This is a genomic window from Streptomyces rhizoryzae (assembly GCF_023155275.1).
Lineage (GTDB): Bacteria > Actinomycetota > Actinomycetes > Streptomycetales > Streptomycetaceae > Streptomyces > Streptomyces rhizoryzae.
This window is the reverse complement of record NZ_JALMUV010000031.1, coordinates 57,347-75,939: the sequence shown is the minus strand read 5'-3', so window position 1 is coordinate 75,939 and position 18,593 is coordinate 57,347. Positions and strand designations below refer to the sequence as shown.

The 18,593-nt window shown below is 74.4% G+C and carries 15 protein-coding genes; 3 read left to right on the top strand and 12 right to left on the bottom strand.

The window, feature by feature from the left end; translation table 11 throughout:
- Positions 1 to 19: 19 nt before the first annotated feature.
- Positions 20 to 826: a carbon-nitrogen hydrolase family protein gene (locus tag MUU72_RS23240; protein WP_248015302.1), complete on the bottom strand. Its 807-nt coding sequence runs from the start codon at positions 824 to 826 to the stop codon at positions 20 to 22.
- Positions 827 to 1,204: 378 nt separating this feature from the next.
- Between MUU72_RS23240 and MUU72_RS23235 the strand changes: the two genes are divergently transcribed.
- Positions 1,205 to 1,585: a nuclear transport factor 2 family protein gene (locus MUU72_RS23235; protein WP_248015301.1), complete on the top strand. Its 381-nt coding sequence runs from the start codon at positions 1,205 to 1,207 to the stop codon at positions 1,583 to 1,585.
- On the opposite strand, the gene MUU72_RS23230 is transcribed toward MUU72_RS23235, so the two are convergent.
- From MUU72_RS23230 to fmt, 10 genes are all read right to left on the bottom strand, one after another.
- Positions 1,582 to 2,037, bottom strand: a complete 456-nt coding sequence (locus MUU72_RS23230; protein ID WP_248015300.1) for an Lrp/AsnC family transcriptional regulator — start codon at positions 2,035 to 2,037, stop codon at positions 1,582 to 1,584. The genes MUU72_RS23235 and MUU72_RS23230 overlap by 4 nt on opposite strands.
- A gap of 10 nt (positions 2,038 to 2,047) precedes the next feature.
- Positions 2,048 to 3,517 carry an amino acid permease gene (locus MUU72_RS23225; protein ID WP_372503244.1) on the bottom strand — a complete coding sequence of 490 codons (1,470 nt, stop codon included), beginning with the start codon at positions 3,515 to 3,517 and terminating at the stop codon, positions 2,048 to 2,050.
- 354 nt (positions 3,518 to 3,871) lie between these two features.
- Positions 3,872 to 5,335 carry a GuaB1 family IMP dehydrogenase-related protein gene (locus MUU72_RS23220; RefSeq protein WP_248015299.1) on the bottom strand — a complete coding sequence of 488 codons (1,464 nt, stop codon included), beginning with the start codon at positions 5,333 to 5,335 and terminating at the stop codon, positions 3,872 to 3,874.
- 167 nt (positions 5,336 to 5,502) lie between these two features.
- Positions 5,503 to 5,946 carry a barstar family protein gene (locus MUU72_RS23215; RefSeq protein WP_248015298.1) on the bottom strand — a complete coding sequence of 148 codons (444 nt, stop codon included), beginning with the start codon at positions 5,944 to 5,946 and terminating at the stop codon, positions 5,503 to 5,505.
- On the bottom strand, positions 5,943 to 6,404 hold the full coding sequence (locus tag MUU72_RS23210; protein WP_248015297.1) for a guanyl-specific ribonuclease: 462 nt from the start codon (positions 6,402 to 6,404) through the stop codon (positions 5,943 to 5,945). Before MUU72_RS23210 ends, MUU72_RS23215 begins: the two co-directional genes overlap by 4 nt.
- Positions 6,405 to 6,462: 58 nt before the next feature.
- Positions 6,463 to 7,452, bottom strand: coding sequence for a sugar-binding transcriptional regulator (locus tag MUU72_RS23205; RefSeq protein ID WP_248015296.1), 990 nt, complete (start codon positions 7,450 to 7,452; stop codon positions 6,463 to 6,465).
- Between the two features lie 207 nt (positions 7,453 to 7,659).
- Positions 7,660 to 8,340 (bottom strand): ribulose-phosphate 3-epimerase, encoded by a 681-nt coding sequence (rpe, locus tag MUU72_RS23200; protein WP_248015295.1) that lies wholly within the window; start codon positions 8,338 to 8,340, stop codon positions 7,660 to 7,662.
- A 144-nt stretch (positions 8,341 to 8,484) separates the two neighbouring features.
- Positions 8,485 to 10,707: an NADP-dependent isocitrate dehydrogenase gene (locus tag MUU72_RS23195; RefSeq protein WP_248015294.1), complete on the bottom strand. Its 2,223-nt coding sequence runs from the start codon at positions 10,705 to 10,707 to the stop codon at positions 8,485 to 8,487.
- Positions 10,708 to 10,854: 147 nt separating this feature from the next.
- Positions 10,855 to 12,294, bottom strand: coding sequence for an RsmB/NOP family class I SAM-dependent RNA methyltransferase (locus tag MUU72_RS23190; RefSeq protein ID WP_248015293.1), 1,440 nt, complete (start codon positions 12,292 to 12,294; stop codon positions 10,855 to 10,857).
- 106 nt (positions 12,295 to 12,400) lie between these two features.
- Positions 12,401 to 13,342, bottom strand: coding sequence for a methionyl-tRNA formyltransferase (gene fmt, locus MUU72_RS23185; RefSeq protein ID WP_248015292.1), 942 nt, complete (start codon positions 13,340 to 13,342; stop codon positions 12,401 to 12,403).
- Positions 13,343 to 13,592: 250 nt separating this feature from the next.
- On the opposite strand from fmt, the gene MUU72_RS23180 reads away from it, so the two are divergent.
- Complete coding sequence (locus MUU72_RS23180; RefSeq protein ID WP_248015291.1) at positions 13,593 to 14,138, top strand: hypothetical protein; 546 nt, start codon at positions 13,593 to 13,595, stop codon at positions 14,136 to 14,138.
- A 755-nt stretch (positions 14,139 to 14,893) separates the two neighbouring features.
- Here the strand turns inward: MUU72_RS23180 and MUU72_RS23175 are convergent.
- Positions 14,894 to 17,041 (bottom strand): primosomal protein N', encoded by a 2,148-nt coding sequence (locus MUU72_RS23175; RefSeq protein WP_248015290.1) that lies wholly within the window; start codon positions 17,039 to 17,041, stop codon positions 14,894 to 14,896.
- Here MUU72_RS23175 and MUU72_RS36055 point away from each other — a divergent pair.
- Positions 16,986 to 18,584, top strand: a complete 1,599-nt coding sequence (locus tag MUU72_RS36055; protein WP_505016669.1) for a helix-turn-helix domain-containing protein — start codon at positions 16,986 to 16,988, stop codon at positions 18,582 to 18,584. The two genes, MUU72_RS23175 and MUU72_RS36055, sit on opposite strands and share 56 nt — an antisense overlap.
- Positions 18,585 to 18,593 lie beyond the last annotated feature (9 nt).

Here is an 18,593-nt window from a genome sequence, read left to right as displayed (position 1 = left end):
GGCGCGAGGGGGCGGCCGGTCAGGTCAGGTCGGCGTACAGCTCCGGCCGCCGGTCGCGGAGGTAGGGGTTGTCCTCCCGCGACGCGGCGAGGAAGGCCGGGTCGACGGCGGCCTGCACCAGCTGCTCGCCGCGCCCGGCGCGGGCGCGGACCACCCCGTCGGGTCCGGCCAGGCAGCTGAGTCCGACGAACTCGAACTCGCCTTCCGCGCCGGCCCGGTTGACGTACGCGAGGTACATCTGGTTCTCGAAGGCGCGGACCGGGATCATCCGCTCCGGCACGATCTGGAAGGGGTGCATCTGGGCGGTGGGGACCAGCAGCAGGTCGGTGCCGGCCAGCGCGTGCGCCCGGACGTTCTCCGGGAACTCCACGTCGTAGCAGATCAGCAGGCCGATCCGAACCCCGTCCAGCTCGGCCTGGACGACCGGGCGGTCGCCCGGGGTGAACCACTCGCGCTCGAAGCAGCCGAAGAGGTGGGTCTTGCGGTAGTTGGCCAGCGCGGTGCCGTCGGGGCCGATGAGCTGGGCGGAGTTGTAGACCACGCCGTGCTCCTCGGGGGCGCGCTCCGGGTAGCCGTAGAGCACCGCGAGGCGGTGTTCGGCGGCGATCGCGGCGATGGCGCGGGCACTGGCGCCGTCCGCGGGCTCGGCGAGGCGGTGCACGTCCGCGCCGATGGCGTAGCCGGTGAGGAACAGCTCGGGGCAGACCAGCAGCCGGGCGCCGGTGGCGGCCGCGTCGCGGGCCGCCGCGGCGAGGAGGTCCAGGTTGTGCGCGACGTCGCCGGGCCGTCCGGAGCTCTGGAACAGGGCGGTGTGCAGCGGCGGCATGGGACCCCTCGGCGGTGGTGTTACGTGTGGGACGCAATGAAGGTACGGTTCGCCGGCGATCGGGGACAAGGCGCCTCCGTTGCGTGGCGGCGGACGATTCGTTGCGCTTTCAAGGGCCTCCGCGGCGATTCGTTGCACGCGCCATCCGGGCAGGTCGGGGCGGGGGCCGCGGAGTGATCCAGGCCACTGCGACGGGCGGCCCCAGGGAGAGGCAGGACACCGCGGCGGCGCCCGCCGCACGCACCGCCGCGCGCAGCCGGAACACGGCCCGGGTCGGCCTCCTGCCGGGGGTGCCGGGCCGTCACCCTCGAACGCGCCGACAGGTCGAGCGGGATCGGCAGGGCGCGCAGGCCCGGGGTGCGGCCCAGGGGCGCGGCGGTGCCCTCCAGGACCGTCCCGACCGCGCCGCACTCCCGCAACCGAGGTGCGGGGCGGCCGCGACGGGAGGGGCCGGCCGGGGACGCGGTGGTGGCGCGGATCCGGGAGGGGGTGGCGCTGTTCGACCGGACCGTGCACCTGGGCGGCAGCACCGCCGTCGCGCTCGACGGCGACCGGGCCACCGCCCGCGCCGCCCAGCTGAGCACCCACGCCCTGGCGGACCCGCCCGGCGAGCTGTTCGTCTCCGGCGGCCACGCCGACACCGAGCTGGTGCGGACCCCGGACGACTGGCGGATCGCCGCCACCGCGCTCCGCATCGCCTGGACCCGGGGCACCCCGCCGCGCCTCCCGGCCGCGGCGGCCCCGGGCGACACGATCTAGCCCGGCGCGCCCGACCCGTAGCGGCGCAGCAGCGGGGAGAGGACCAGGACGGACTTGGTGCGCTCGACGAAGGGCTCGCCGGCGATCCGCTCCAGGACCCGTTCGAAATGGCGCATGTCGGAGGCGAAGACCTGCACCAGGGCGTCCGCCTCACCGGTGACGGTGGAGGCGGACGCCACTTCGGGGTAGCGCGACAGGCCGCGGTGGATCGCCTCGGGCGAGGTGTTGCGGCGGCAGAAGATCTCGATGAACCCCTCGGTCTCCCAGCCGAGGGCGGCCGGATCGACCCGGACGGTGAACCCGGTGATCGCGCCGTCCGCCCGCAGCCGGTCCACCCGGCGTTTGACCGCCGGTGCGGACAGGCCGACCTCCTGGCCGATGTCCGCGTAGCTGCGGCGGGCATCCTCGGCGAGGGCGTGGACGATGCGTTCGTCGAGATCGTTCAGTCGCACTGCGGGTGGGTCACTTCTCTGCGGTGGCCAATCGGGAGCGGCGCATGCCGTATCCGAAGTAGATCACAAGGCCGACCACCATCCAGGCTCCGAAGACCACCCAGGTCACCGGGCCGAGGCTGCCCATCATGTAGACGCAGAGCAGGAAACCGATCGCCGGGAAGAGCGGCGCGAGCGGCGTCCGGAACGCCCGCGGCATGTCCGGCCGGGTCTTGCGCAGCACGATCACGGCCACGTTGACCAGCGCGAACGCGAAGAGCGTGCCGATGCTGGTGGCGTCCGCCAGCTCACCGAGCGGGACCGCCGCGGCGAGCACGCCGCAGAACAGGGAGACGATGACGGTGTTCACCCGCGGCACGCCGCTCTTGGGGTGAACCTTGGCGAACGCCTTGGGCATCAGCCCGTCCCGGGACATCGCGAACAGGATCCGGGTCTGGCCGTAGAGCACGGTCAGTACCACGCTCGCGATGGCCACGACCGCGCCGAAGGCCAGCAGGACCGCCCAGTAGCCGTGGCCGGTGACCGCCTTGAGGATGCCGGCCAGCGCGGCCTCCGAGCCCTTGAACTTCTGCCACGGCATGGCACCCACCGCGATCGCCGCGACCAGGCAGTACAGCGCGGTGACGATCACCAGCGACAGCATGATCGCGCGGGGCAGGTCGCGCTGCGGGTTCCGGGCCTCCTCGCCGGCCGTGGAGGCGGCGTCGAAGCCGATGTAGGAGAAGAACAGGGTGGCGCCGGCGGCGCTGACGCCCGCCATGCCCATCGGCATGAAGTTGGCGTAGTTGCCGGACTTCACGCCCTGGAAGGCGACGCCGCAGAAGAGCAGCAGTGCGACGATCTTGACGGACACCATGATGGTGTTGGCCCGGGCGCTCTCCTTGGCACCGCCCAGCAGGAACACCATCGCCAGCAGCACGACCAGCAGTGCGGGCAGGTTGAAGTAGCCGCCCTGGCCCGGCGGGGCGGAGAGCGCGGTGGGGATGGTGACGCCCAGCGTCCCGTCGAGGAGTTCGTTGAGGTACTGGCCCCAGCCGACCGCGACCGCCGCGACCGAGACGCCGTACTCCAGGATCAGGCACCAGCCGCAGACCCAGGCGACCAGCTCACCGAGGGTGGCGTAGGCGTAGGAGTAGGACGAACCGGAGACCGGGATGGTGCCGGCCAGCTCCGCGTAGGAGAGCGCGGAGAACAGCGCGGTGATGCCGGCGATGACGAAGGAGAGCACCACCGCCGGGCCGGCGTCCGGGACGGCCTGGCCGAGCACGACGAAGATGCCGGTACCGAGCGTGGCACCGATGCTGATCATGGTCAGCTGCCAGACGCCCATCGAGCGGCGGAGCGTTCCCCCCTCGCCCTGGCCGCCCTCGGCGACCAGCCGCTCGACCGGCTTGCGGCGCATCAGCCGGGTGCCGAGTCCACCGGCGGGCGGCCGCGGATAGCTGTCCCCTGGGGGCGGGACGGCGCCGTTCTCCAACACTGGGGGCTCCTTTGTCGCTGCCGGGTCAGACTGACACATTCCGGCACATTCCGGTGACTGGACCGCAGCGGCCGGGCAGGCAGGACGAAACCACCCACAGCAGGAGACCGCCGAGCAGACGGTCCCCGCCACTCCACGTACAGCGCATGACCTTACGGCCCCTCGCTGACCTGCCGTAATGCAGGATCCTTGCGCAACCGCGGTGGTTCGTTGCGCACAGCGGAAAAGCGCGGCGGAACGTTGCGCTCCACGCAGTCAATCATGGCCGGTCCCACAGAACGAGACCGGCCCCGCACCAGGTCGGTGCGGGGCCGGTGAGCGGCACGGGCGGTGCCGCCGGGGATGCGGCGGAGATCAGCTCCAGCTGGCGTGCAGCGGCTTGCCCTCGGCGTAGCCTGCGGCGCTCTGGACGCCGACCACGGCCTTCTCGGCGAACTCCGCCAGGGAGCCCGCGCCGGCGTACGTGCAGGAGCTGCGCACGCCCGCGATGATCGAGTCGATCAGGTCCTCGACACCGGGCCGGGCCTGGTCGACGAACATCCGGGAGGTGGAGATGCCCTCCTCGAACAGCGCCTTGCGGGCGCGGTCGTAGGCCGACTCGTCGCTGGTGCGGTTGCGCACCGCACGGGCCGAGGCCATGCCGAAGGACTCCTTGTACGGCCGGCCGTCGGCGGTGTGCTGGAGGTCGCCCGGCGACTCCAGGGTGCCGGCGAACCACGAGCCGATCATGACGTTGGACGCGCCCGCGGCCAGCGCCATGGCCACGTCGCGGGGGTGCCGGACGCCGCCGTCGGCCCAGACGTGCTTGCCGAACTTCCGCGCCTCGGCGGCGCACTCCAGCACCGCGGAGAACTGCGGCCGGCCGACGCCGGTCATCATGCGGGTGGTGCACATCGCGCCCGGGCCGACACCGACCTTGATGATGTCCGCGCCGGCCTCGATGAGGTCGCGCACACCGGCGGCGGCGACGATGTTGCCCGCGACGATCGGGACCTGCGGGTCCAGCGCCCGGACCGCCTTGATCGCGCTGATCATCGACTCCTGGTGGCCGTGCGCGGTGTCCACCACGAGGGTGTCCACACCGGCCTCCAGCAGCGCCTTGGCCTTGCCGGCCACATCGCCGTTGATGCCCACCGCGGCGGCGATCCGCAGCTTGCCGGCGTCGTCGGTGGCGGGGGTGTAGAGGGTGGCGCGCAGCGCGCCCTTGCGGGTCAGGATGCCGACCAGCATGCCGTCCGCGTCGACCGCGGGGGCCAGCTTGCGGTTGGCGGCGTCCAGGCGGTTGAACGCCTCGCGGGGGTCGATGTCCGCGTCCAGGACCAGCAGGTCCTTGGACATGACCTCGGCGACCTGGGTGAAGCGGTCCACGCCGGCCAGGTCGTGCTCGGTGACGACGCCCACCGGGCGGCCGCCCTCGACCACGATGCCCGCCCCGTGCGCGCGCTTGGGCAGCAGCGACAGCGCGTCCGCCACGGTGGAGACCGGGGACAGCACGATCGGCGTGTCCAGCACCAGGTGGCGCTGCTTGACCCAGGTGATGACGTCGGTGACGACGTCGATCGGGATGTCCTGGGGGATGACGACCAGACCGCCGCGGCGGGCGACGGTCTCGGCCATCCGGCGGCCGGCGATCGCCGTCATGTTGGCGACCACCAGCGGGATGGTCGTGCCGGAGCCGTCGCGGGAGGCGAGGTCCACACCCTGGCGGGAGCCCACCGCCGAACGGCTGGGCACCATGAACACATCGTCGTAGGTCAGGTCGTAGGGCACCGAAGAACTCTCTTCGAGGGCGCCGTTCTTCGGATTCAGGAATCGCATACCGCCAGGATACGGGCCCTGACCAGGACTCATGTGATGGTCCTATGGCCTCGCGAGCCGTGTGTGCGATCCGCCAAAGCGGTGTCCGCCGACCGGGACGGCGCCTCACCGGACGCGTCCGTAACGTCGCGCAGCGGCGCCCGCCGCCACCCCGCCGAAGGCCCCGCTTACACGCCCTGCCGGCCGCGCCCCCCGGCCATGATCAGCGCGAGAGCGGTAGCGCTGTCCCGCCAGTACGCCACCGCGTCCGCCAGCACCTCCTCGACCACCGCCCACTCCTCCGGCACGGCCGCGGCGTACCCCTGCCAGCCGGTGACGACCAGCAGCCGGCCGCGGGCCGGCGGGAGCCAGGACAGGTCGGTCAGGCAGTCGGCCAGCGCGTCCCAGTTGCGGCCGAAGTAGCCGGGGAGGTCCAGCGCGGCCGTGCAGGCGTCCATGAAGCCGGCCTTGTCCGCCACGCCCTCCAGGCCGAGCGCGGCACCGGTCCAGCCGGCGTCCCGCGCCGCGGCCAGCGCGTCCGCCACCGGGCGGTCGGCCGGCCAGGGCAGCACCCCCGCCGGCGTCCGCCCGTCCAGGACCGCGGCCAGCGCGGCGGGCACCCGGGCGCTCACCGCAGCACCGCCTGGAAGCTCGCGTAGTGGTCGCCGGTGTAGAAGAGTTCGTGGTGCTTGCCGGAGATCAGGCGGCGGGCGCCGCGGTTGCGGGCGCCGGGGGTGTCGACGGTGTACTCGCGGTAGTAGCCGCGCGGCTCCTTGGGCAGCCGCTTCTCGTAGTTGCCGAAGACGGTGCCGTCCTTGGGGTACGGGAACGGCCCGCCGGCGTCGATCAGCTTCAGGGTGTGCCGCGCCTCGGCGGGCAGCCGGCTCGCCGGGACGGTCTGATAGCCCTTCGCCCACGGCGGTGCGGCACCCCGGCCGTCGGCCGTGGCGGACGCCGAGGGGCGCTGCGCACCGGACGAACTCCCTTTGCCGGCACCGCCGTTGGAGCAGCCGGTGAGGACGAGGAGGAGGGCGGCGAGCAGCGCGCCGAGGACGGCGGCGGCCCGGCGCGGGGCGGTGTGGATCAGCATGCGCCGATGCTGCCACAGCCGCGCGCGGACCGCGCGCCGGTGTCCGCGCCGGGCCCGCTCACTTCCCGTCGGGGTCGGCCCGGTCCAGGGCGGGCCGGGGCCCGGGGCCGGTCTCCAGCAGCAGGTGGTCGGCGGCGGCGGTGTCCGTCACCAGGCTCGTCACCAGGCCCGAGCGGAGCACCGCGCCGATGGCCGCGGCCTTGCGCCGGCCGCCGGCGATCGCGACCACCTCGGGAATCCGGCGCAGCCGGTCCGCCTCGACGGTGATGCACCGCTCGCCCAGGTCGCGGCCGATCCGCCGGCCCTCGGCGTCGAAGAGGTGCGCGGACATCTCGGCGGCCGCGCCCAGCGAGGCGTAGTGCTCCCGCTCCTCCTCGGACAGCATGTCGTAGACGGTCGAGACGCCCGGCTCCCAGGAGCCGATGGAGACGCAGGCGACGGTGACCTTGTCGAAGTACTCGAAGGCGCGGGCGATGCCGGTCTGGCCGCGCAGCGCCGCGGCGGTCGCGGAGTCGGGCAGCAGCATCGGCGCGTAGATCGGGTGCGCCTCGCCGCCGGAGACGTCGGCCGCGCGGCGGACCGCCTCGACCGAGCCGCGGTCGGCGGTGCCGGCGTCGTAGACCCCGGTCAGCTGGACGACCGTGCAGGGCGGCAGCTGGTGCAGCGCCGCCGCCATGTGGATCGTCGAACGGCCCCAGGCGAGCCCCAGCACATCGCCCTCGTTGACCAGCTCGCCGAGCAGGTCGGCGGCCACCTCGCCGAGGTTCTCCGGGTCGGCGGCGTCCTCCGAGGCGTCCGCGGGCGATTCGACGACGACCGCGTGCCGCAGGCCGTAACGGGCGCGCAGGGCGTCGGAGCGCTCCGCGTCGAGCTCCGAGGGCACCCGGATCTCGATCCGTACGAGATCACGCTCCAGGGCCGTCTCCAGCACGCGGGCGACCTTGAAGCGGCTGACGCCGAACTCCTCCGCGATCTGGATCTTGGACTTGCCCTCGAGATAGAAGCGGCGGGCCATGGCCGCGGCCTGCACCAGCTCGGCAGGGCCCATTCCGGACTGTGGGCGGCTGGCTACCACGAAATTCTCCCCTTTTGCGCATCTGATCGAGTCTTTGCTCATCCTTTCAGAAACCCGGGATGTACGGGGACCGGGAGCGCTGCGGCGGGCATGAACGCTCGGTTGCGGCGAGGTCAACCCGCGGCGCCGCCCCGGACCGGCGGCACGTCCCCGGGCCCCCTACGGGCCGGGCCGGCTCGATCAGTGGGCGCAGCCCCAGCTCGCGGCGTTCGCCGCCTCGGCCTTCTCCCGCAGGTCGCGCACGGCCTTGGCCGGGTCGTCCGCACCGTACACCGCGGAGCCCGCCACGAACACGTCGGCGCCGGCCTCCGCACACCGCTCGATGGTCTCCGCCGAGACTCCGCCGTCCACCTGGAGCCACATCTGGAGGCCGTGCCGGGAGATCAGCTCCCGGGTGCGGCGGATCTTGGGCAGCATGATGTCCAGGAACGCCTGGCCGCCGAAGCCGGGCTCGACGGTCATGATCAGCACCATGTCCAGCTCGGGCAGCAGGTCCTCGAACGGCTCGATCGGGGTGGCCGGCTTCAGCGCCATCGACGCCCGCGCGCCCTTGGCCCGGATCTCCCGCGCCAGCCGCACCGGCGCCCCCGCCGCCTCGGCGTGGAAGGTGACCGAGCCGGCCCCGGCCTCCACGTACTGCGGCGCCCAGCGGTCCGGGTCCTCGATCATCAGGTGCAGGTCGAGGGGGGTGTCCGTCGCCTTGCTCAGCGATTCCACGACCGGGACGCCGAGGGTGAGGTTGGGGACGAAGTGGTTGTCCATCACGTCGACGTGGAGCCAGTCGGCGCCCTCGACGGACTGCGCCTCCTCGGCGAGGCGGGCGAAGTCGGCGGACAGGATGCTGGGGTTGATCAAGGCCATGCCCCCAGTATGGCGGTCCGCCCGCGACCGGGCCGCGGCGGGCGGCGAGACCCCCGTCACCCGGGCCCGGGCGGGCACCGCTCCGCCCCGGCCGGGCGCGCGGCCGGCCGGGGCGGAGGAGGTGGTGACGCGGGACCGCGGCGGTCAGCCCTTCAGGGCCGCCAGCGCCTGGTTCAGCGTCGCCGACGGGCGCATCACCGCGGACGCCTTGGCCGGGTCCGGGTGGTAGTAGCCGCCGATGTCGGCCGGGGAGCCCTGGACCGCGATCAGCTCGTCGACGATCGTCTGCTCCTGCTCGCCGAGCGTCTTGGCCAGCGGCCCGAACGCCTCGGCCAGCTGCGCGTCGGCGGTCTGCCTGGCCAGCTCCTGGGCCCAGTACAGGGCGACGTAGAAGTGGCTGCCGCGGTTGTCGATACCGCCGAGGCGGCGGGTCGGCGACTTGTCCTCGTTGAGGAAGGTGCCGGTGGCGCGGTCGAGGGTCTCGCCGAGGACCTTGGCGCGGGCGTTGCCCGTGGTGTTCGCCAGGTGCTCGAAGGAGACGGCCAGCGCGAGGAACTCACCGAGCGAGTCCCAGCGCAGGTAGTTCTCCTTGACCAGCTGCTGGACGTGCTTGGGCGCGGAACCGCCGGCACCGGTCTCGAACAGGCCGCCGCCGTTCATCAGCGGCACCACCGACAGCATCTTGGCGCTGGTGCCCAGCTCCAGGATCGGGAACAGGTCGGTGAGGTAGTCGCGCAGGACGTTGCCGGTGACCGAGATGGTGTTCAGACCCTGGCGGATGCGCTCGACGGAGAGCTTGGTGGCCTCCACCGGGGAGAGGATCCGCAGGTCCAGGCCCTCGGTGTCGAACTCCGGCAGGTACTGCTCGACCTTCTTGATCAGCTGGGCGTCGTGGGCGCGCTCGGCGTCCAGCCAGAAGACGGCCGGGTCGCCGGTGGCGCGGGCGCGCGTGACGGCCAGCTTGACCCAGTCCTTGATCGGCGCGTCCTTGGTCTGGCAGGCGCGGAAGATGTCGCCCTCGGAGACGGTCTGCTCCAGGACGACGTCGCCGGCCCGGTTGACCAGGCGGACGGTGCCGGTGGCCGGGATCTCGAAGGTCTTGTCGTGGGAGCCGTACTCCTCGGCCTTCTGCGCCATCAGGCCGACGTTGGGGACCGAGCCCATGGTCGACGGGTCGAAGGCGCCGTTGGCCCGGCAGTCCTCGATGACGGCCTGGTAGACCCCGGCGTAGGAGGAGTCCGGGATGACGGCGAGGGTGTCGGCCTCGTTGCCGTCCTTGTCCCACATGTGGCCCGAGGTGCGGATCATGGCCGGCATGGAGGCGTCGATGATGACGTCCGACGGCACGTGGAGGTTGGTGATGCCGCGGTCGGAGTCGACCATCGCCAGGTCCGGGCCGGCGGCCAGCTCGGCCTCGAAGGACGCCTTGATCTCGGCGCCGTTGGCCAGCGCCTCGAGGCCCTTGTAGATGCCGCCCAGACCGTCGTTGGGGGTCAGGCCGGCAGCGGCCAGGTCCTGGCCGTAGCGGGCGAAGGTCTCCGGGAAGAAGGCGCGCACGACGTGGCCGAAGATGATCGGGTCGGAGACCTTCATCATGGTGGCCTTCAGGTGCGCGGAGAACAGCACACCCTCGTCCTTGGCGCGGGCGACCTGGGCGGTCAGGAACTCGCGCAGCGCGGCGACCCGCATCACGGCGGCGTCGACGACCTCACCGGCGACGACCGGTACGGACTCGCGCAGCACGGTGGTGGTGCCGTTGTCGGCGACCAGCTCGATGCGCAGGGTGTCGTCCGCGGCGATGACGGTCGACTTCTCGGTCGAGCGGAAGTCGTTGACGCCCATGGTGGCGACGTTGGTCCTGGACTCCGCCGACCAGGCACCCATGCGGTGCGGGTGCGCCTTGGCGTAGTTCTTGACCGAGGCGGGCGCGCGGCGGTCCGAATTGCCCTCGCGCAGCACGGGGTTGACGGCGCTGCCCTTGACCTTGTCGTAGCGCGCGCGGATCTCGCGCTCCTCGTCGGTCTTCGGGTCGTCCGGGTAGTCCGGCAGCGCGTAGCCCTGCTCCTGGAGCTCGGCGATGGCCGCCTTCAGCTGCGGGATGGAGGCCGAGATGTTCGGCAGCTTGATGATGTTGGCGCCGGGGGTCTTGGCCAGCTCGCCGAGCTCCGCGAGGGCGTCGGCGATCCGCTGGTCCTCCTTCAGGCGCTCCGGGAAGCTGGCGATGATCCGCCCGGCCAGAGAGATGTCACGGGTCTCCAGCGTCACCCCGGCCGTCGAGGCGTAAGCCTCCACCACCGGCAGGAACGAATACGTCGCCAGGGCCGGGGCCTCGTCAGTGTGGGTGTAAATGATGGTCGAGTCAGTCACCGGGTGCTCCGCTCCATCCACGTCTCAATATTGCTCGACATCAAGATATCAACATTGCTCGACATCAAGATATCTCCTGTCGCGGTCCGCCACCCCGGGGCTCCCGGCCCCTGCGCGCACGAACCGGCCACCGCCGCCCCGGGCCCGTCAGGCGGTCCGCCGCAGCAGCGCCAGATACATCGCGTCGGTCCCGTGCAGATGCGGCCACAGCTGGACGTCCGGGCCGTCGCCGAGCGCCGGGACACCGGGCAGCAGCGGCCGGGCGTCCACCCACTGCGCCGCGGCGGCCGGGCCGCCCCGGCCCTTGAGGACGTCCTCGACGACCGCCCGGGTCTCCGCCGGGTGCGGCGAGCAGGTCGCGTACCCCACCACCCCGCCGACCCGCACCGCCGCCAGTGCCTGCCGCAGCAGCTCCCGCTGGAGCGGCGCGAAGCCGTCCAGGTCCTCCGGGCGGCGCCGCCAGCGCGCCTCGGGGCGGCGGCGCAGGGCGCCCAGGCCGGTGCACGGCACGTCCACCAGCACCCGGTCGAAGGCACCGGGCCGCCACGCCGGGCGGGTGCCGTCGGCGGCGATCACCGCGTACGGGCCGGGGTTGCCCGCCAGCGCCCGGGCCACCAGCCGCGCCCGGTGCGGCTGCTTCTCCGACGCCAGCAGCGCCGCGCCCCGCTGCGCCGCCAGCGCGCCCAGCAGCGCGGCCTTGCCGCCCGGGCCCGCACAGCCGTCGAGCCAGGCCCGGTCCGGGCCGTCCAGCGGCGCGTTCGCCAGCGCCAGCGCGACCAGCTGGCTGCCCTCGTCCTGCACCCCGGCGCGCCCCTCGCGCACCGCGTCCAGCGCCCCCGGCTCACCGCCCTCGGCGAGCCGGACCGCGTACGGGGACCACCGGCCCGGGACCGCGCCGTCCTGTCCGGCGGCGGCCAGCAGCTCCTCGGCGGTGGCCCGGCCCGGGCGCGCCACCAGCGTCACCTCGGGCCGCTCGTTGTCCGCCGCCAGCAGTTCCTCGATGCCCGCGCGCCCGCCGCCGAGCGCGTCCCACAGCGCCGAGACCACCCAGCGCGGATGCGCGTGCACGATCCCCAGGTGCTCCTCGGGGTCCTCGTCGTACTCCGGCGCCACCCGCGCCAGCCAGCCGTCCAGGTCGTCCGCGGCCACCTTCCGCAGCACCGCGTTGACGAACTTCGCCCGGCCGTCGCCCAGCACCACCCGGGCCAGCTCCACGGTCGCGCTGACCGCGGCGTGCGGCGGGATCCGGGTGCCGAGCAACTGGTGCGCGCCCAGCGTGAGGACGTCCAGCACCGGCGGGTCCACCTCGCGCAGCGGACGGTCCACGCAGCGGGCCAGGATCGCGTCGTAGGTGCCCTGGCGGCGCAGCGAACCGTAGACCAGCTCGGTGGCCAGCGCCGCGTCCCGGGAGTCGAGGTCGCCGCGGTCGCGCGCCTTGCGCAGCAGCGGCGGCAGGACGAGGTTCGCGTAGGCGTCCCGCTCGTCCACCGCCCGCAGCGCCTCGAACGCGAGGATCCGGACCGGGTCCTTCTGCGGGCGGCGGTAGGGCTTGCGGGTGCCGTGGCGGCGCGGCGGCTGCTGACTCACGAAAAGGTGCTCCGGTATTACGGGACGGGGGTCCGCCCCAGCCTACGCGGGCCCGCGGGCCGCGGCGCGCGGGGACGGCCCCCGCGGCGGCACCCCGCGCCGGCGGTCAGCCGCCCAGCCGCTCACCGGCCGCGATGCGCACCCCGCGCGCCCAGTCGGCGCCCTTCATCGGCTTCTTGCCCTGCGGCTGCACCCAGAGCAGTTCGACCGGGTGGCTGCCGGTGCCCGCGTGCACGGCCTTCTTGGACACGGCCAGTTCGCCCGGGGCCAGCGCGGGCCCGGCGTAGCCGTCGGCGGCGGGGGCGGCGGCCATCACCTTCAGCCGCTCACCGCGGAAGACCGTCCAGGCACCGGGCGCCGGCGCGCACCCGCGGACCACTCGGTCCACCCGCAGCGCCGGCGCGGCCCAGTCGATCCGGGCGTCCTCCACCTCGATCTTCGGGGCGAGGGTGACGCCTTCCGCCGGCTGCGGCACGGCCGTGAGGGTGCCGTCCTCGATGCCGTCCATCGTGGCGACCAGCAGCCCGGAGCCGGCGAACGCCAGCCGGGTCAGCAGGTCCCCGCTGGTGTCCGCGGGCCGGATCTCCTCGGTGATCACCCCGTACACCGGGCCGGAGTCCAGCCCCTGCTCGATCTGGAACGTGGAGGCGCCGGTGATCTCGTCGCCGGCGAGCACCGCGTGCTGGACGGGCGCCGCCCCCCGCCACGCCGGGAGCAGCGAGAAGTGCAGGTTGACCCAGCCGTGGGCCGGGATCTCCAGCGCGGCCTTGGGCAGCAGCGCCCCGTAGGCGACGACCGGGCAGCAGTCCGGGCCGATCTCCCGCAGCCGGGCGAGGAAGTCCTCGTCGCGCGGCTTGGCGGGCTTGAGCACCTCGATGCCCGCCTCCTCCGCGCGCTCCGCGACCGGGCTGGCCACCAGCCTGCGGCCCCGCCCGGCCGGCGCGTCGGGCCGGGTCACCACGGCGACCACCTCGTGGCGGTCGGAGGCGATCAGGGCATCGAGGGCGGGGACGGCGACCTCGGGGGTGCCGGCGAAGACAAGCCTCATGGGTGACGGACTACCTCTCACACGCAGCGGAACGGCGCACCAGTCTATGAGCCCCGGCGCAGGTCATGGGCCGGAACGCCGGGGGGCGTGCGAAGTTCTCCGCGCCCCACGCCCAAGCTCGTACGCCCCCATACCGTGACCAGAGCCGCTCCTGGCGCGTTGGTCAAGCAGCATTGACCGTTTCCGGGCCGCTTTGGCGGCCCGATCGCATTCCCCCCATCCTTTCCACGCCGGTTCGAGAGGCTTGCTCATGGCCGACCACGCAACCCACGACGCCCAGGCGCGCGCCAGCCTGCATCTCCTGGTGCGGGACATCGAGCGGGTCCGCCGGCAGGTGGACGCCCTGCGCACACTCACCGCGCAGCTCGGCAACGTCTACCGGCCGCGGCGCACGGGCCCCTCCGCGGGCTTCGTCGTCTACGGACGGGCGCCCGCCCCCACCGTGCGCCTCGCCCAGGAGCTGCGTGACAGCGTCGAGACCCTGGTCACCGCCGCCGTCGACTTCGACCGCTCGCTGGGCTTCTCCTGGGACGCGGTGGGCTCCGCGCTCGGCGTCACCAAGCAGGCGGTGCACCGCCGTTACGGTGCCCGGCGGGCCACCGCCCAGCCCCCCGCCGAGGGCGCCGAGACCGCGGTGCGCGCCCCCGAGACCTCCGCGGCCCGCGCGGTCAGCATGGCCGGCGGCCTGACCGGCGCCCCGTCCGTCCCCGCCGCCCGCGCCATGCCCACCCAGCCCTCCGCCGCCACCCGCGACGAGCCCCGCCCCAACGCCTTCCCCGGTCCCCGCAACGGGTGACCGCGGGGGGTGGGGCCCGCTCCCGGACACCGGCGTCACGCTGACGGTGCCGTGCCGACGCTTCCTCGCTGATGGGCCCCGGCACCTGGTCCTGACGCCGGGCCCGCACCGGCCGGGCGCACGTCGGCCGGGCCCGCACCACCGGGCCACGCGCCGGGCCCCCGTCGCCGGGCCCGCGGCCCCTGCCCGCCGGGCGGCGCTGCTTCGGGCGGCCACTGGTCGCCCCGTCCTCGTCCCCTCCCGGCGTCCCGGTCCCGACCCCGGTTGTCGTTCCGGTCCCCCGGCCCCGGCCCCGGTTCTCCTCCGGGCCGGCTCCGGGAGGAGCGCGTACCCCGCCAGGGGACGAGCGCGCACAAGGCGGAGTTCCGGGATGAGCCCGTACAAGGCGGACGCAGGACGGGTACGGGTATGGGTACGGCTGCAACCGGCCGCCGCCCCTCTCTTCCTCCTCCGCCCCCGCGACCGGGATGCTCACCGAACTGCTCGCCGTGGTGGGCGGCCTGCGGCCGCGGCGGCCCCCCGGAGGCAGGCACGGCACCGGGGACCACGACCACGTCCCGGCGCCGGGCGCGCACCCCGCCCCCGGTCACGGAGACCGCACCGCGCCCCGCAGCCGGGCCCGCTCCCCCGCCCCGGCTCCGTCACGCACGCCATCCGGCACCCGACTCCGGGCGGAGCCCGCAGCGCGGGGGCTGCGCCCCGGGCCCCCAGCACCCCGCCCCACCTGGCCCCGAACGGCTACCGGCCCTCAGCCCTCAGCCCAGGTCCGGCGGGTCGATGCGGACGCGGAGCTGTTGGCCCTCGCGTTTGACCAGGCGGGCGGCCCGGGCGGCCTTCAGCGCCGCGGCCAGGGCCGCGCCCTGCCCCGGGCGGACCCGTACCAGGGCCCGCTCCCACTCCTCGCCCGGCGGCGGATCGCCGGTCCTGCGGGGGCGTCCGGGGTCCGGTACGGGCAGCGGGACCGGGCCCAACACCTCGGCACCGGCGGGGAGTTCGGCGGCGTGCAGCAGACCGGCCACGTCCTCGGCGCGGCCCGTCACCGCGGCCATCCGGGAGACCGGCGGGAAGCCCAGTTCGGCCCGCTCGGCCAGCTCGCGCAGCGCGTGCCCGGCCGGATCCCAGCGCACCAGCGCCTGCACCGGGCGCAGCGCCGGCTCCGCGATCACCACGACCGTGCCGCCCGCCGCCTGCCCCCGGACCAGGGATGCCGCGCCCAGCCAGCGCCGCAGCGCCTCCTCACCGGCCCGCAGGTCCGCCCGGCCCAGCAGCGCCCAGCCGTCCAGCAGCAGCGCCGCGGCGTAACCCGGCCCCTCGGGGACGGGCTCGGCGCCGGGGGTGCTCACCACCAGGGCCGGTACGTCGGGGACGGTCTCCAGGATGTGGTCCCGGCCGGACGTGCGGACCGGTACCTCGGGGAACGCCCGCCCCAGCTCCTCGGCCGTCCGCCGCGCGCCGACGATCTGGGCCCGCAGCCGGGTCCCCCCGCACTCCGCGCAGGCCCAGCCCGGCGCCTCCTGCCCGCACCAGGCACAGCACAGCGCGGCGTCCTGGCTGCGTGCCTCCAGCGGACCGGAGCAGTGCCGGCACCGGGCCGGGGTCCGGCAGCGGGCGCACGCCAGCCGCGGTACGTAGCCGCGCCGCGGGACCTGGACCAGGACCGGACCGCGGGCCAGGGCGGCCCGCGCCGTCTGCCAGGCCAGCGACGGCAGCCGGGCCGCGCGGGCCGCCTCGTCCCTGGCCTCCTCCGCCTCGTCGACCGTGCGGACCAGCGGGGCGGCGGCCCGTACCGTCTCCCGGCCGGCCTCCAGCGGGCGGGCCCAGCCGTTCTCCACCAGCTGAGTGGCCTCGACGGTGCGGCCCACGTCGCCGACCAGGCACGCGGCCTTCTCGTGGACGGCGCGCAGCAGCAGGACGTCGCGGGCGTGCGGATGGGGGGCGTTGGTGTCGCTGTGGCTGGAGTTGCCGTCGTCCCAGATGGCGACCAGCCCGAGGTCGGCGACCGGGGCGTACATGGCGGCGCGGGTGCCCACCACGGCCCGGACCGCGCCGCGGCGTATCGCCAGCCAGCGGCGGTAGCGCTCCTCGGGCCCGGACTCGGCCACCAGCACGGCGTGCTGCCCCGGCCCCACCAGCTCCGTCAGCGCCGCGTCCACCCGGGCCGCCGAGCGCCCGTCCGGCATCACCACCAGGGCGCCGCGCCCGGAGGCCAGGGTGGCCGCCACCGCGGCGGCCAGCTCCGCCGGCCAGTGCGGCCCCGGCAGCGCGGTCCACACCGCGCGCGGCGCCTCCCCGCGCGCCAGCGCCTCCAGGAAGGCGGGCCCGTCGGGGTAGCGGCTCCAGCTCGCCGGCGCGGGGGGCGCGGGCGGCGGCGGGGGCGCCGGGAAGCGGGCCGCCTCGGCCCGGGCGTTCCGCGGCGGGACGGCCAGCTGGAGGACGTCGGCGAGCGATCCGGCATACCGGTCGGCGACCGCCCGGCACAGCTTCAGCAGCGGCTCGCTGAGCACCGGCTCCGGGGAGACCACCTGCGCGAGCGCGGCCAGCGGGCCGCGGTAGTCGGACGCGTCGATCCGCTCGACGAGATACCCGTCGAGCAGTCCCCCGCCCTCGCGGCGGCCCTCGCGCACCTTCCCGGTGCCCGCCCCGAACCGCACCCGCACCCGCACCCCGGGCTGCGCCTCGGCGTCCATCGCGGCCGGGACGGCGTAGTCCCACAGCTTGTCCAGATGGACCGGGCCCTTGTCCACCAGCACCCGGGCCACCGGCCGCCGGGCCGCCAGTTCGGCCCCGCGCCACGTCCGCGGCCGCGCCCGCTCCTCCTTCTTCCGCGTCTCGCGCACGGCTTCCCGGATGAGGGCCAACTGCTCTCCCCCACCCGCCCCCGCTCGACCGTTCTCCCTGCTCACAGCAACCAGTCTTAGCAGACACCACCGACAACGGCCGGGGCGCAGCGGAGGGGCCCGTCCGCACGGGGCTGCCTCACCTGCCCGTTTCCCCACCGGCTGTCGAGCCAGAAAGAAGAGGAAACGGGAAACCCACCACAGTGCCTTGTCCGGCCGGACCGCCCTGGAGCAATCTGACACGCGTCCGCACCGGCTGCCCGAACGGACGGGGACAGCTACGGAGGTTCATGTGCTCGGGCAGCCACGCGCGTTCGGGAGCGAGCTACGGCGGTTACGCCTCGCGGCTGGTCTCTCGCTCAATGCAATGGCGACGCTGGTCCACTACAGCAAGGCGCAGCTCAGCAAGGTCGAGACCGGCAACAAGCGCCCCAGTCCGGAGCTCGCCCGACTCTGTGACACCGCGCTCGGAGCAGGAGGCTCGCTCGCCGCCCTCGTCGTCCAGCCATCCCGCCGGACGCACGCCTCCGCAGGAGCCGGTGCAGCCGCTGCGACGTTCCTTCCGTCCCCTATCCGAGGTGAGGTCTGGCCCATGCCCGAAGATTCCACCGGCCCGGGCGGCGATCTCGCCCTGGGCAGGCGCCATGTGGTCGCGGCGGGCGCCGCGTCGTTACTGTCGCTCAGCTGTCCGGGGGCGGCGGCCGCTGACCCGGTCGGCCCACCGCTCATCGAGGCGGCCCGGAGCCTGTTCGGCCACTTCCGTACGCTGGGCCAGACCGCGGGCCCCCAGGTGGTACTGCCCGCGCTGGCCGCGCAGACCCGGTCGCTGTGCGACTTGGCCCCCAACGCAGGACCGCAGATCCGGCGGGAGCTCCTCAGGCTCAGCTCCCGCTACGCCGAGTACGCCGGGTGGATGGCGCAGGAAGCCGGTAACGACGATGCCGCCCTGCAATGGACGAACCGGGCAGTGTCCCTGGGCGCCGCTGGCGGCGACCCTCACCTGGCCACCTACGCGCTGGTCCGCCGGGCACTGGTCTCGTTCTACGCGGGCGACGCCGCAGAAACCATCGCGCTCGCCCAACGCGCCCAGCAGGCGAAGCCACCGTCCCGGATAGCCGGTCTCGCCTCGCAGCAGGAGGCTCAAGGACACGGGCTGGCCGGTGATCGCTCCGCCTGCCTGCACGCCCTCGACCGGGCCCGGGATCTGCTCTCCCGTCCCGTTGACGACCCGACGTCCCCGGTCATCGGGCCCTCGTTCGTGTCCGACCCTGTCGCCATGACGACCGGTTGGTGCCTTTACGACCTCGGGCACCCTCGGCAGGCCGCCGAAGCGCTCGACCGTGAGGTCGCCAAACTGCCGGCCCACGCTGTACGGAACCAGGCCCGCTACGGCGTGCGCCGTGCTCTGGCCCATGCCACGGCCGGCGAGATCGAGCACTCCTGCGCGCTCGCCCGCGAACTGCTCGGCACTGTCCCCCTGCTGGGATCCGCCACCATCGCCACCGACCTCCGGCGACTGGCGCGCACACTCAACCGCTACCACACCCACCGCGCCGTCCGAGAACTCTCCCCCGACCTGGCGCTGGCCCTGCACGCCGGCTCCCGCTGAGCCCCGCCT

What these genes read in the sequence shown, in the direction of transcription:
- MUU72_RS23220 (WP_248015299.1), bottom strand. Translation starts at nt 5,335, where the DNA reads ATGCGATTCCTGAATCCGAAGAACGGCGCCCTCGAAGAGAGTTCTTCG.
- MUU72_RS23180 (WP_248015291.1), top strand. Translation starts at nt 13,593, where the DNA reads ATGGCCGACCACGCAACCCACGACGCCCAGGCGCGCGCCAGCCTGCAT.
- MUU72_RS23240 (WP_248015302.1), bottom strand. Translation starts at nt 826, where the DNA reads ATGCCGCCGCTGCACACCGCCCTGTTCCAGAGCTCCGGACGGCCCGGC.
- MUU72_RS23205 (WP_248015296.1), bottom strand. Translation starts at nt 7,452, where the DNA reads ATGGGCCCTGCCGAGCTGGTGCAGGCCGCGGCCATGGCCCGCCGCTTC.
- MUU72_RS36055 (WP_505016669.1), top strand. Translation starts at nt 16,986, where the DNA reads ATGAGGGCCAACTGCTCTCCCCCACCCGCCCCCGCTCGACCGTTCTCC.
- MUU72_RS23210 (WP_248015297.1), bottom strand. Translation starts at nt 6,404, where the DNA reads ATGCTGATCCACACCGCCCCGCGCCGGGCCGCCGCCGTCCTCGGCGCG.
- rpe (WP_248015295.1), bottom strand. Translation starts at nt 8,340, where the DNA reads ATGGCCTTGATCAACCCCAGCATCCTGTCCGCCGACTTCGCCCGCCTC.
- fmt (WP_248015292.1), bottom strand. Translation starts at nt 13,342, where the DNA reads ATGAGGCTTGTCTTCGCCGGCACCCCCGAGGTCGCCGTCCCCGCCCTC.